At 73.1% G+C, this 12,881-nt stretch carries 9 protein-coding genes; 4 read left to right on the top strand and 5 right to left on the bottom strand.

The window, feature by feature from the left end:
• Positions 1–48 precede the first annotated feature (48 nt).
• Positions 49–1,005 carry a carbohydrate kinase family protein gene (locus FDM97_RS24215; RefSeq protein ID WP_137992593.1) on the top strand — a complete coding sequence of 319 codons (957 nt, stop codon included), beginning with the start codon at positions 49–51 and terminating at the stop codon, positions 1,003–1,005.
• Positions 1,006–1,805: 800 nt separating this feature from the next.
• Here the strand turns inward: FDM97_RS24215 and FDM97_RS24210 are convergent.
• Together FDM97_RS24210 and FDM97_RS24205 are read right to left on the bottom strand one after the other, a co-directional pair.
• The gene (locus tag FDM97_RS24210; RefSeq protein ID WP_137992592.1) at positions 1,806–3,116 is read right to left on the bottom strand and encodes a helix-turn-helix domain-containing protein; all 1,311 of its coding nucleotides are present in this window, start codon (positions 3,114–3,116) and stop codon (positions 1,806–1,808) included.
• Positions 3,117–3,356: 240 nt separating this feature from the next.
• A complete protein-coding gene (locus FDM97_RS24205; protein ID WP_137992591.1) occupies positions 3,357–4,997 on the bottom strand; it encodes an acyl-CoA dehydrogenase family protein in 1,641 nt (546 codons plus the stop codon).
• 17 nt (positions 4,998–5,014) lie between these two features.
• Here FDM97_RS24205 and FDM97_RS24200 point away from each other — a divergent pair, with 17 nt between their 5' ends.
• Positions 5,015–6,130: a YihY/virulence factor BrkB family protein gene (locus tag FDM97_RS24200; protein ID WP_137992590.1), complete on the top strand. Its 1,116-nt coding sequence runs from the start codon at positions 5,015–5,017 to the stop codon at positions 6,128–6,130.
• Between the two features lie 275 nt (positions 6,131–6,405).
• On the opposite strand, the gene FDM97_RS24190 is transcribed toward FDM97_RS24200, so the two are convergent.
• From FDM97_RS24190 to FDM97_RS24180, 3 genes are all read right to left on the bottom strand, one after another.
• Positions 6,406–8,349, bottom strand: a complete 1,944-nt coding sequence (locus FDM97_RS24190; RefSeq protein ID WP_137995004.1) for a potassium channel family protein — start codon at positions 8,347–8,349, stop codon at positions 6,406–6,408.
• Between the two features lie 128 nt (positions 8,350–8,477).
• On the bottom strand, positions 8,478–9,902 hold the full coding sequence (locus tag FDM97_RS24185) for a flotillin family protein (protein ID WP_137992589.1): 1,425 nt from the start codon (positions 9,900–9,902) through the stop codon (positions 8,478–8,480).
• A 72-nt stretch (positions 9,903–9,974) separates the two neighbouring features.
• Positions 9,975–10,481, bottom strand: coding sequence for a hypothetical protein (locus FDM97_RS24180; RefSeq protein ID WP_137992588.1), 507 nt, complete (start codon positions 10,479–10,481; stop codon positions 9,975–9,977).
• Positions 10,482–10,722: 241 nt separating this feature from the next.
• Between FDM97_RS24180 and FDM97_RS24175 the strand changes: the two genes are divergently transcribed.
• Positions 10,723–12,096 (top strand): TrkH family potassium uptake protein, encoded by a 1,374-nt coding sequence (locus FDM97_RS24175; protein WP_137992587.1) that lies wholly within the window; start codon positions 10,723–10,725, stop codon positions 12,094–12,096.
• The gene (locus tag FDM97_RS24170; protein ID WP_137992586.1) at positions 12,089–12,811 is read left to right on the top strand and encodes a potassium channel family protein; all 723 of its coding nucleotides are present in this window, start codon (positions 12,089–12,091) and stop codon (positions 12,809–12,811) included. Before FDM97_RS24175 ends, FDM97_RS24170 begins: the two co-directional genes overlap by 8 nt.
• Positions 12,812–12,881 lie beyond the last annotated feature (70 nt).

Raw genomic sequence — 12,881 nt, 5'->3', positions numbered from 1 at the left:
CCGCTCCATCTTCACCGGCCGAAAGGCCCTCACCGAAAGGTCCTCCGCATGACCGCGACCCGCCGCCCCGTGGCCGTACTCGGCGAATGCGTCGCCGACGCCTTCGCCGCCCCCGGCACCTCCGGGGGCCCGGGCCTCCGGCTCGACGTGCTGCCCGGCGGCGGGCCCGCCAACACCGCCGTGGCGCTCGCCCGCCTCGGCACCCCCACCCACTTCCTGGGCCGGCTCTCCGGCGACCTCTTCGGCGGTCTCTTCCGCCGCCGGCTCACCGAGTCCGGCGTCCGCATCGACCTGTGCCCCGACGCCGCCGAGCCCAGCACGCTCGCGATCGCCGGCCTGGGCCCCGACGGCGCCGCCGAGTACTCCTTCCACGCCGAGGCCACCGCCGACTGGCAGTGGACGCGCCGGGAACTCGCGCCCGTACGCGGCCTGGACCCCGCCTGCCTGCACACGGGTTCCTTGGCCCTGGTACGCGAGCCGGGCGCCGCCGCCGTCGAGGAACTGCTGGCCGAACTGCGCCCCACCACCACGATCTCCCTCGACCCCAACGTGCGCCCGCTGCTCGTGGCCCCGGAGCGATACCGGTCACGTCTGCCGCGCTGGTGCGCCCTGGCCGACATCCTCCGGCTCAGCGAGGACGACCTCGCCCACCTCCACCCCGGCACCGCTCCCGAGGCCGCCTGCGACACCTGGCACCGGGCGGGCGTCCCGCTCGTGGTCGTCACCCTCGGCGGAGCCGGCGCCCTCGTCTCGTACGACGGCATCCGCCGCCGCCTGCCCGCCCCGCCCGTCGAGGTCGTCGACACCGTCGGCGCGGGCGACGCCTTCACCGCCGGCCTCCTCCACCGCCTCCACGCGGCCGGGGCCCTCGGCGGCCGCCTCACCACCCTCGACCCGCGCACCCTGGAGGAGGCCGTCACCTTCGGCACCCACGTCGCTGCGGCCACCTGCGCGGTCCGCGGCGCCAACCCGCCCCACGCGAAGGACCTGACGACACCGGTCTGACACGACGACGCGGGCCGCGCTGCCGGTCCGACGCCGTACGCGCGTCGACGCCATACGTCGGGCCCACCGCGGCCCATGCCATGCGCCGGGCTCGCCGATCGGGCGAGGTATACCCGCCTCCACGCGCGTCCGCGACGCGTGCCCGCCTCCACGCGCGTCCGCGACGCGTGCCCGCCTCCACGCGCGTCCGCGACGCGTGCCCGCCTCCACGCGCGTCCGCGACGCGTGCCCGCCTCCACGCGCGTCTGCGACGCGTGCCCGCCTCCACGCGCGTCTGCGACGCGTGCCCGCCTCCACGCGCGTCTGCGACGCGTGCCCGCCTCCACGCGCGTCTGCGACGCGTGCCCGCCTCCACGCGCGTCTGCGACGCGTGCCCGCCTCCACGCGCGTCTGCGACGCGTGCCCGCCTCCACGCGCGTCTGCGACGCGTGCCCGCCTCCACGCGCGTCTGCGACGCGTGCCCGCCTCCACGCGCGTCTGCGACGCGTGCGCCCGCCGCCATGCGCGTCGACGCGTGCGCCCGCCGTCACGCTCGTCGACGACGTGCGCCTCGCGTCGTGCGCCGGCCGCGCTGCCGGTCCGACGCCGCGTACCTGCCGCCACGCCCGCGCCCCGCGCGCGAGCTCGCGGCGCGAAGCTGCCGCGCGGCAGGGGGTTCGGGGGCGCAGCCCCCGGTCTCGTCAGAGTTTCGGGAAGGGGTGGGGTGGGGGGAATCCGTCCGCCCCGGCGGAATCCGCACGCGCCGCGGCGGCCCCGGTCGTGCCGACGGGCGAGCCCCGGGGGCGCAGCCCCCCCGTCTCTCAAGGCCCCCGACGCCCCAGACGTGCGGACCGTACCGCCGGGGCCGTCGAGTGGGGCAGGAGGTCGGCCGGGTGGGTCGGGGGTGTGATCTCGACCTCGACCTCCTCGCTGAAGCGGTACGGGCGGTGGGCGAGCACGCTCGCCAGGTTCCGGCGGATCCGTGACATCTCCGCCCGTACCGTCACCGTCCTCGTCCGGTCGCCGAACACGTCCTCGGCCAGCTCCGCCGCCGTCCGCCCGTCCCGGTGCAGGGCCAGGACGTAGAGCAGTTCGGCGTGGCGCGGGCTCAGCTCCTGCGTCCAGCTGCCCGCGGCCCCCGACACCGCCACCGACCAGCGGCGCGGCCGGCTCAGATCCAGCACCACCCGGCTCGCCGCACCCGCACCCGCCTCCGTGGTCTCCGCCCGGGTCCCCTCCTCGACCCGCAGCAACCAGCCGCCCGGCAGCGGCTCCACCGCGCACATCCCCAGCGACGGCAGCCACACACGCCCGGCGCGGAAGGACTTGGGCAGCGCGATCCGGTCCACCGGGGCCATCCCGGTCACCGCCGCCGTCCAGCCGTGCGTGTCCACCGCGACCGCGCGGCCGCCCACCCGGCACAGGATCGGCGCCGCGACCGAGCGCAGCCGCTCGATCGACCGCAGATGGCGATCCCGCATCTCCGCCTCGGCGAGCTGGGCCACCGAACCGACCAGGGCGAGCGTCGCCGGATGGAAACTGGAGGCCGGACCGCTCACGTCCACGATCCCCAACAGCCGCTGGTCACGCGGATCGTGCACCGGGGCCGCGGCGCACGTCCAGTTGTGCAGCGTGTGGACGTAGTGCTCCGCCGAGTGGACCTGCACCGCCCGCCGCATCGCGAGCGCCGTCCCCACCGCGTTCGTCCCGGTGGTGTGCTCGGTCCAGGCCGCGCCCTCCTCCAGGCAGATGCCGTTGGCCTGCCGCATCACCGCGAGATTGCCCTCGCGCCACAGCACCCGGCCGTGTTCGTCGGTGACCACCATGATCTGCATGGACGCGTCCGCGATCCCGGCGAGCCCGCTGCTCAGGGTGCGCATCACCTCGCCCAGCACCGTCGTGCGCCGCCGTTCCTCCAGCTCGTCGCGCTGGAGCAGCTCGCTCCGCGTGCCCTGGTCCGGGTCCAGACCGAGCCGGAACATCCGCCGCCAGGAGGCGTCGATGACCGGGCGGGGCGCGATCGGCGGCGTGCGGCCGGCCAGCGTCTCCTCCCGTACCCGGTGCAGCAGCCGCGTCGCCTGGGCGGCGTCCATGGCGGCGAGCCGGTTCATGTCCAGCTGAGTGTTCTTCATCGGTCTCTCCCAGCCACCCGCGGTGCTGTATCGGTTCTGCACTGTCCTGGATCGATGCTGCCCGAGTCCTGCTCCCCATCGTGCCGCCCGCGGCTCCCCCGCAGAGCGCGATTCCTGTAATCCTGCAACCCTTTGCAACTCTGGCAAGTCACCCGCCCGGTGCATGAGGGTGGGTCACCAGCGGAGGGTGGTGCCGTGTCGGCGCAGCACCACCCTCGGCTTTTCGCGTGGACGCGGAGTTCAGAGCTCCACCCGCGCCCGCTCCACCACCGCCCCCAGATCCAGGGTGGCCGGCAGCGTCCCGAACACCGACCCCCAGTCGCCGCCCAGCCGCGAGGCACAGAACGCGTCCGCCACCTCCGCCGGCGCCCACCGCACCAGCAGCGACCCCTGCAGCACCAGCGCCATCCGCTCCACGAGCCGGCGCGCCCGCCCCTCGATCCCGCTCAGATCGGCCAGTTCGGTCAGCATCCCCTTGATCGCGCCGTCGAGCCGGTGATCCGCACCGCGCGCCCTGCCGACCTCCGTCAGGAACGCGTTGAGCGCCATCGGCTCCCGCTGCAGGACCCGCAGCACATCCAGCGCCTGGACGTTGCCCGAGCCCTCCCAGATCGAGTTGAGCGGCGACTCCCGCAGCAGCCTGGGCATCCCCGACTCCTCCACGTAGCCGTTGCCGCCCAGGCACTCCAGGGCCTCCGCCACCACCGGCGTGCACCGCTTCGTCACCCAGAACTTCGCCACCGGCACCGCGATCCGCGCGAACGCCCGCTCCGCCTCCGTATCGCTGTCGTACGCCGCCGCGAGCCGCATCCCGAGCACCGTCGCCGCCTCCGACTCCAGCGCCAGATCGGCCAGCACATTGCGCATGAGCGGCTTCTCGATCAGCACCCCGCCGAACGCGCGGCGGTACGCGGCGTGGTGCACGGCCTGCGCCACCGCCTGGCGCATCAGCGCCGCCGAGCCCAGCACGCAGTCGAGCCGGGTCGCCGCCACCATCTCGATGATCGTGCGGACCCCACGCCCCTCGTCCCCGACCCGGCGCGCCCAGGTCGTCCCGTCGAACTCGACCTCGGCGGAGGCGTTCGAGCGGTTGCCGAGCTTGTCCTTGAGCCGCTGGATCGCGAAGGCGTTGCGCGTACCGTCCTCCAGCACCCGCGGCACCAGGAAGCAGGTGAGCCCTTCCGGAGCCTGCGCCAGCACGAGGAAGCCGTCGGACATGGGCGCCGAGCAGAACCACTTGTGCCCGGTCAGGACGTACTCGCCCGCGCCGCCGGACAGCTCCCGCGCCTCGGTCGTGTTCGCCCGTACGTCGCTGCCGCCCTGCTTCTCCGTCATCCCCATCCCGACGAGCACCCCGGCCTTCTCGGTGGGCGGCCGCAGCCCCTGCTCGTACACGTACGAGGTCAGCAGCGGCTCCCAGACGGCGGCGAGCGCGGGGTCCGTACGCAGCGCGGGCACCGCGGCGTGCGTCATCGACAGCGGGCAGCCGTGGCCCGCCTCGACCTGCGTCGTGACGAAGAACCCGGCCGCCCGCCGCACATGACCACCCGGACGGCCCCAGGCGTGGGTCAGCCCGGCGCCCACGGCCCGGCCGAGGAGCCGGTGCCAGGCCGGATGGAACTCGACCTCGTCGATCCGGTTCCCGTACCGGTCGTGCGTCCGCAGCCGCGGCGGGAACGCGTCGGCCAGCGCTCCCCACCGCTGCGCCTGCTCCGAACCGGCGGACCGGCCCCAGTCCGCCAGTTCCTCGCGTGCGTCCGCGAAGACCTCCGGCGCCAGATGACGCTCGACGGCCTCCGCCAGAGCCCGGTCGGACGTGAAGACGTCATATCCCACCAGGGGCGGAGCCTGGTTGGTCACTGTGTGGGTGCTGGCTGCCATGCCGATACGGTAAGGAGGTGCAGGCAGCAAACGAAACACCCGAGCGGCGGCCCGGGAGCAGACTCCACCGGGCGCGAGTCCTCTACCGCAACGTCTCCAAGCGGAAGATGGTCTGGCTGCTCCTGAAGGACACCGTCAATTCGTGCATCGAGTACCGCATCCTCGGCCTCGCCGCCGAGGCGGCGTTCTTCACCCTGCTGTCCCTGCCCCCGCTGCTCCTCGGCATGATCGCCCTCCTCGGCTACGCCGACGACTGGACCAACACCGACACCGTCGCCAGCATCGAGGAGAACATCCTCAACGCCGCCCGGACGGTCCTCTCCGACCGGGGCGTCCGCGAGATCGCCAAACCCCTCCTGGACGACGTCACCCAGGGCAAGCGCCCCGAACTGATCTCCCTCGGCTTCGCCATCGCCCTGTGGTCCGGGTCGCGCGCCGTGAACGTCTTCATCGACACCATCACGGTGATGTACGGCCTCGACGGGCACCGCGGCATCGTCAAGACCCGGCTCCTCGCCTTCCTGCTCTACCTCGTGGCGCTGGTCATCGGCGCGGTCGTCCTGCCGCTCGCGGTGGTCGGCCCGGACCGGGTGGTGGAGCTGATCCCCTGGGGCACGGAAGTCGTCGCCGTCCTCTACTGGCCGGTCGTCATCCTGCTCTCCGTCGCCTTCCTCACCACGCTCTACCACGTGTCCGTCCCCGTGCGCTCCCCGTGGATCGAGGACATCCCCGGCGCCCTGATGGCCCTCGGGATGTGGGTGCTCGGCAGCTTCGTGCTGCGGATCTACCTGACCAGCCAGGTCGAGGGCCCCACCATCTACGGCTCGCTGGCCGCGCCGATCGCCGTACTGCTCTGGATCGGCATCTCGGCCTTCGCCGTGCTCGTCGGCGCGGCGGTGAACGCGGCGATCGACCGCGTCTGGCCCTCGGTCGCCACCGCCGCCGCCCGCGAGGCCACCGAGCGCGCCCGCGCCGCCCAGGCCGCCGACCTCGTCGCCCGGCTGCGCGCCGAGGAGGAGGACGTGGACGAGGACGACCCGGACATGCCGTCGGAGTTCCCCGAACGCTGGTCGCGGTTCCTGCCGCCGGACGACGTGAAGTCGCGGCTGCACTCGGGCTGGGAGAAGGACTGATCCCTCGGAGGCTCGGAGACCCCGGGACCCCGGAGACCCCGGGACCCCTACGCCCTCGGAAGGGTGTACGAGGAACGCCCCCCGCCTGGACGACCCTGTCCGCCTACGCCTCGGCCTGGGCGAAGAGGGAGACCCCGCAGCCGTCCGGATCCAGCACGACGGCGTAGCGCCGCCCCCGAGACCACCAGGCCGATGACATCGAGTCGGGGTGCGTTCATGCCGGCACGGTAGGCGGGCCCGGTCCCGTACGTCTTGTACGAATCGGACGCGGGCGGTCAGGGGCCGGTCGGGGCGAGGAGTTCGGCGAGGCCGCGGCGGGTGGCGGCGATGACGATGCGGTCCTCGGGGCGCAGGACGTAGCCCGGGTGGAGCTCCCACAGGAGCCGGGGCTGATCGCCGCTGGGAGTGTTGGCCAGGTCGGGGCGGCGTGACTGGGGCGTGGCCGTGTCGAGGGCGAGGACGCGCCAGGCGCCGGGGCGGAAGGCCTCGGCGATGGTGCGGCCCTCGAACTGGGGGTGTCCGGCGACCAGGAGGGCCGCGAAGAGGAGGACCTTGCGCTCGACCGGGATGGCCCCGAGGATCTGACGGCCCATCATGGCGCCCGCGAAAGCCGGGGCCGCGAGGTGGGTGACGCTGCGGCTGCGGGTGAGGGCGTCGGGGTGGGCCGCGCGCAGGGTGCGGTACACGGCGGTGGCGAAGTCGTCGTCGTACAGCCGCAGGGCGACCCGCAGATCCGGCCTGAGCGAGCGTCCGGAGAGCACCGCCTCCAGGTTGGTGGTGTCGGAGCTGGTGACGGCGAGCAGGGCGTGGGCGCGGTGGATCTTGGCGGACTCCAGGACGCCCTCCTCGGTGACGTCGCCGAGGACCACGGGGACGCCGAGACTTCGGGCCAGCGGGATGCCCCGGGCGTCCGGGTCCTCCTCGACGCACACCACCGGGATGTCGAGCTCCCGCAGCCGGGCCAGGACACGGGCGCCGATCTTGCCGAGCCCGAGCAGCACGATGTGGCCGGAGAGCCCCCGGGGCGGCCGGCGCAGGGCGCCGTGCCCGCGGAAGGTGCCCAGCGCCTCCAGCGCGCCCGCGACGAGCAGCGGCAGCAGGGCGAGGCCGACGAGGCCGGCGAGGAGCTGCAGGATCTGGCGGGAGAGGGGTTCGCCGACGGCCGGGTCGCCGATGGAGAACAGGTCGAGCAGGGTGAGGTACGTGGCGTGCAGGGCGTCGTCGTCGGTGGTGACCGTGGCCGCCACGGACAGGGCGAGCACGGAGGCCACGATGCCCACGAGCGACCAGCGCAGCCGGGCGGAGAAAAGCTGGCCAAGCGACGCGCCGCGGCCGGCGAGGCGCCCGGGCGGGAGCGTGGGGCCCGCGTGCCGGACGGTCTCCAGGACGACGCTTCCGCGTCCCGTCGAAGCCCGCACCGTGCGGTCGTCCGGGAGGAGTTGGGGGCCCTGCACGCCGCTGGAGTCCGAGCCCTCGGCGCCGGCCGGGTCGGTGGTGGTGGACGACAGCAGGGCCAGGGTGCACAGCCCGGGGTCCGGCACCTCGCCCCGCCCGGGCGGGGTGCGTTCGGCGGCCCGCAGCAGCAGGCCGTCGGCCTGGACCACCTTGCTGGTGCCGGCCACGGCGGTGGCGGCGAGCGCCGGGGCGGCGGTGTCGGCGTCCGAGAGGACGGTCGCGGACGCCTCCAGGAGCGCGCGGTCCATGCCGGGAGCGGCGACCAGCGCCGCCTCGTCGAGGAGGTCCTCCAGGTGCTGCCCCAGCTTGCGGTTGTACATACGGACCACGAGCCGCAGACCGGGGCTCAGACGACGGGCCGCCAGCGCGGCGCGGAGGTTGGTCTCGTCGTCCTCGTACAGCAGTGCCAGGGCGGTGGCACGATCCACCCCGGCACGCCGCAGTGCCTCCTCCGTGGGCGCCGCCGCCCGGACTTCCGTGACGGGCAGGGGAGTTCCGCCGCTGGTGTCGTCCGGGCCGGGGCCCGGGCCGGGACCGGCGGTGGGCCCTGCGCCGGTGCCGCCGCCGGGCGTCGCGCCCTGCCCGCGCGCCACCGCGCCGAGCCGGCCGATCAGCCCGGCGGCGCGGATCGGCGCGGCCGGCGCGCCGCTGGGATGGGTCTCGGCGTGGTCGCCGGAGACCACGAGGACGACCCGCTGGCGGTAGACGTCCCGCAGCTCGGCGGCCAGCCGGTGGGCGAGCCCGTCGTCCCCGCAGACCACCATGTGCCCGCCCGGATTCCCCTGCCCGGCCTGGTGCGGCAGCGTCGCGACCACGGCTTTCCCCCTTGCCCGTCGTCCGCGCAGCGGAGCATCGTGCGTGATCCACAAGTGTCAGCGACGGGACTGTACCTCTAGTCGGTGACCTCGATGGCCCCGTTGTCCGACGGCACCGCCGGCGTGGGCACGGTCTTCTTCCGCGTGATGCCCTGGAGAAGCTGGGCCAGGTCGACTCCCGTGGTGGAGCTGAGGAGTTCCATGCCCTGGGCGACGTTGTCGGCGACGGTACGCGACAGCTGGCTCGCCCCGTCCGTGGAGATGACGGTCATCTTGTCGACGGCCGACAGCGGTTCGGACGCCTTCGCCACGACCTGCGGCAGGACCTCGACGAGCATCTGCAGGACGGCGGCGTCGCCGTACTGGGAGAACGCGTCGGCCTTCTTCACCATGGCCTCGGCCTCGGCGGAGCCCCTGGCGGCGATGGCGGCGGCCTGGGCCTCGCCCTCGATGCGTACGGCGTCGGCGAGCGCGGCGCGCTGCGCCTTCTCGCCTTCACCGGTCAGACGGGCACGCTCGGCGTCCGCCTCGGCCTCCTTGACCAGCGCGACCTTGCGGGCCTCGGCCTCCTGCTCGGCCTGGTAGCGGGCGGCGTCGGCGGGCTTGCGGACCTGGGTGTCGAGCTGACGGTCGGTCAGCGCGGCCTGCCGCTCGGCGACCTTCTCCTGCTCGGCGAGGATGTCCTGCTGGCGGGCGGCCTCGGCGAGCGGACCGGCGGCGTTCGCCTGGGCGGCGGCCTCGTCGGTCTGGGCCTTGATCTCGGCCTGCTTCAGGTAGAGGGTCCGCTGGGCGATCGCGATCTCCTCCTCCGCCTTGAGCCGGGCCTGCTCGGCGGCGCGCCGGGCGACGGCCTCGGCGATGTCCGCCTCCTGCTTGGCGCGGGCGGCCTCGGGCCGGCCCAGGTCCTCCAGGTAGGAGCCCTCGGTGGTGATGTCCTGGATCTGGAAGGCGTCCAGGACCAGGCCCTGGCCCGAGAGGCTGGCCTCGGCCTCCTCGGCGACCTGCCCGGCGAACGCGGCCCGGTCGCGGATGATGTCCTCGACCGACATACGACCCACGATGGAGCGCAGCGCGCCGGACAGCACCTCCTGCGTGAAGCCGACGATCCCGTTCTGCTGCATCAGGAACCGCTGCGCGGCGGCCCGGATCGAGTCCTCGTTGCCCCCGACCTTGACGATCGCGACGCCCTCCAGGTTCACCTTCACGCCGCGCAGCGTGACCGCGCCGCGGACCGCGACCGGGATGTGCCGGCTGGACAGGTCGAGGGTGAACTTCTGCTGCACGAAGGGGACGACGAAGACGCCGCCGCCGACCACGACCTTCTGGCCGCTGTTGTCGGTGAACACCCGCCCGGTGGCGGGATCGGTGGCCTGCTTGCCGCGCCGGCCGGTGATGATGAACGCCTCGCTCGGCCCGGCGACCTTGTAGCGGGTGATGACGACGAGGGCGAGCAGAACGACGAGTACGCCGATGCCCACCACAGCGGTGAGTACAGGGCCCATGGGATTCCTCTTGGAGCGTGAAGAGTGACGAGCGGAAGGGACGGGACAGCGGGAAGGACGAAAGGGGCGCGGTCAGCGCTCGACGGGACGTACGGCGACCGATGTCGGCGAGAGCACCGACTCGACCCAGACCTCGGCGCCGCGCGCCACGGGGGAGGCCGACCTCGCCGCGTACTTGACCGGCTGCCCGGCCAGATACAGCAGCACCTCGCCGTAGCCGTCGGCCGGAATCGCGGTGACCACCGAGCCCGAACTGCCCGTCAGATCCTCGCCCCGCGGTGCGGGCGCGTCGCCGTCGCGCATCAGGGCGCGGCTGAACCTCCAGGTCAGCCACCCCGCGACGAGCCCCGCCGCCACGCCCGCACCGGCGGCGATCCCCGCCCCCGCGCCGGAGACCCCCAGCGTGATCGCGCCCGTGAAACCGAGCGCGGACACGAACCCGGCGATCACCGGCAACGACAGAAACCCGTCGAGTCCCCCGCCGACACCGTCGAAGACCCCCTCCAGGATGCCGTCGAAGACCAGGGACAGGAGCAGCAGCACGAGGCCTGCGATGCCGAGACCGAGAAACCACGTCATGTCCCGCTCCCTTGTGCCGTGCTGTTTCCGCCGTTCCCACGATCTTTCCACGCGATCGCACGAAAGTTCACTGCCGGGTTCCGGCAGTCTTTACGCCCTCCTGATGTCGCCCGGGGCGCGACCGGCGGACAAACGGGCGTCCGGGCAGGCTCCCGGCCACCCGCACGGGTAGTGTTACCCCGATTTTTGACGTCCCGCTGACGTCAGAGAGCCGTCAAAGAGACAGGGAAAGGCCGGGACAGTGGTATCCATCGCGCGTCAACGTGCGCGCTCGTTCTTCTCGGCCCACCCCGCCCGGACCGTCGTCCTGGGGTTCGCGACGGTCGTCGCGGTCGGAACGGTCCTGCTGACGCTGCCGCTCGCCGCCGAGGACGGCCGCGCGACCAACCTGCTGACCGCCCTCTTCACCTCCACCTCCGCCGTCTGCGTGACCGGTCTCGCGGTCGTCGACACCGGCACGTACTGGAGCGGCTTCGGCGAGGGCGTGATCCTCGGACTGATCCAGGTCGGCGGCTTCGGCATCATGACCATGGCGTCCCTGCTGGCGCTGCTCGTCTCCGGCCGGCTGCGGCTGCGCATGCAGCTGACGGCCCAGGCGGAGACGAGGAGCCTCGACTTCGGTGACGTACGACGCGTGCTGATCGGCGTCGCGGGCACGACCCTCGCCGTGGAGCTGGCGGTCGGAGCGATGCTGGCCCTGCGCTTCCGGTTCGGCTACGACTACGGCATCGGCCAGGCCGCCTACCTCGGGTACTTCCACGCCGTGTCCGCGTTCAACAACGCGGGCTTCGGCCTGCACGCCGACAGCCTGACCCGCTACTCCCAGGACGCCTGGGTCACCCTGCCCGTCGCCGCCGCGGTGATCCTCGGCGGCATCGGCTTCCCCGTGCTCCTGGAGATGCTGCGCCACCGCAACCGCGTGCGCACCACGGGCCGGAAGAACTGGACCCTGCACACCAAGCTCACCGTCATCACCACCGTCGCCCTGCTGGCCGTGGGTACCGTCCTGACGGGTGTACTGGAGTGGTCGAACCCCGGCACGCTCGGCCCGCACAGCGTGCCCGGCAAGATCCTGGACAGCTTCTTCCACTCGACGATGACCCGCACCGCCGGCTTCAACGCGATCGACGTCGGAGCGATGCACGCGTCCACCCTGCTGATGACCTGCATGCTGATGTTCATCGGAGGCGGCAGCGCGGGCACGGCCGGCGGCATCAAGGTCACGACCTTCGCCGTCCTCGCGGCCGCGATCCTGGCCGAGGTGCGCGGCGAACCGACCTCGGCCGTCCTCGGCCGCCGCCTCGCCCCGCATGCCCTGCGGCAGGCACTCACGGTCGCCCTCCTCGGCGTCGGACTGGTGATGAGCGCCACGCTCGCCCTGCTGTCGCTGACCGACGCGCCCCTGGAAGCCGTGCTGTTCGAGGCGGTCTCCGCGTTCGCGACCGTGGGGCTCTCCACCGGCATCACCGCCGACCTGCCGTCGATCGGGCAGCTCATCGTGATCGCCCTGATGTTCATCGGCCGTATCGGCCCGATCACCCTGGTTTCCGCGCTCGCGCTGCGCGAGCGCACGCGACGGTACGAACTGCCCGAGGAGCGACCCGTCATTGGCTAACTACCTGCACCACCTCCGCCAGCGCCGCCGCCAGCGGCTCACCCAGCACCACATCCGGTCGACCGGCGACCAGCGCGTCGTCGTCATCGGCCTCGGCCGCTTCGGATTCTCCCTGGCCAACGAGCTGATGCGGCGCGGCTGGGACGTGCTGGGCATCGACACCGACTCCCGCCTCGTCCAGAAGTACAGCGACTCGCTCACGCACAGCGCCGTCGCGGACTGCACCGACCCTCAGGTCCTGAACCAGCTGGGCGTGGCCGACTTCCCCAGTGCCGTCGTCGGCATCGGCACCGACATCGAGGCGAGCATCCTCATCAGCTCCAACCTCCTCGAGGCCGGAGTCCCCAACATCTGGGCCAAGGCGATCAGCCGCCAGCACGGCCAGATCCTCGAACGGCTCGGCGTCCACCACGTCGTCCTGCCCGAGCACGAGATGGGCGAGCGGGTGGCCCACCTCGTCACCGGCCGGATGCTCGACTTCATCCAGTTCGACGACGACTACGCCCTCGTCAAGACCGTCACGCCGGTGACCGCCACCGGCAGGCCGCTCGGCGAGTCCCAGGTCCGCAGCCGGTACGGAGTGACCGTCGTCGGCATCAAGCGCCCGGGTGAGGACTTCACCTACGCGACCGCGGAGACCGTCGTCGAGAAGGGCGACATCATCATCGTCACGGGCAAGACCGGTGCGGTGGAGGAGTTCACGGACCTGCCCTGAGGGGTGTCCGAGGCGCGTGGCACCCTGGTCCCCGCGTATGGAAAGCGTCAAGAAGACGCCAGAATCGGGG

Origin of the sequence: Streptomyces vilmorinianum (genome assembly GCF_005517195.1) — a bacterium.
In the GTDB taxonomy this organism is placed as follows: domain Bacteria; phylum Actinomycetota; class Actinomycetes; order Streptomycetales; family Streptomycetaceae; genus Streptomyces; species Streptomyces vilmorinianum.
The sequence above is the reverse complement of the archived record's forward strand: the minus strand, read 5'-3'. Positions and strand labels throughout refer to the sequence as shown.

Bases quoted from the DNA above. Each gene is read 5' to 3' on its own strand.
- FDM97_RS24190 (WP_137995004.1), bottom strand. From the start codon at position 8,349: ATGGTGGTCTGCGGGGACGACGGGCTCGCCCACCGGCTGGCCGCCGAG.
- FDM97_RS24215 (WP_137992593.1), top strand. From the start codon at position 49: ATGACCGCGACCCGCCGCCCCGTGGCCGTACTCGGCGAATGCGTCGCC.
- FDM97_RS24210 (WP_137992592.1), bottom strand. From the start codon at position 3,116: ATGAAGAACACTCAGCTGGACATGAACCGGCTCGCCGCCATGGACGCC.
- FDM97_RS24205 (WP_137992591.1), bottom strand. From the start codon at position 4,997: ATGGCAGCCAGCACCCACACAGTGACCAACCAGGCTCCGCCCCTGGTG.
- FDM97_RS24185 (WP_137992589.1), bottom strand. From the start codon at position 9,902: ATGGGCCCTGTACTCACCGCTGTGGTGGGCATCGGCGTACTCGTCGTT.
- FDM97_RS24180 (WP_137992588.1), bottom strand. From the start codon at position 10,481: ATGACGTGGTTTCTCGGTCTCGGCATCGCAGGCCTCGTGCTGCTGCTC.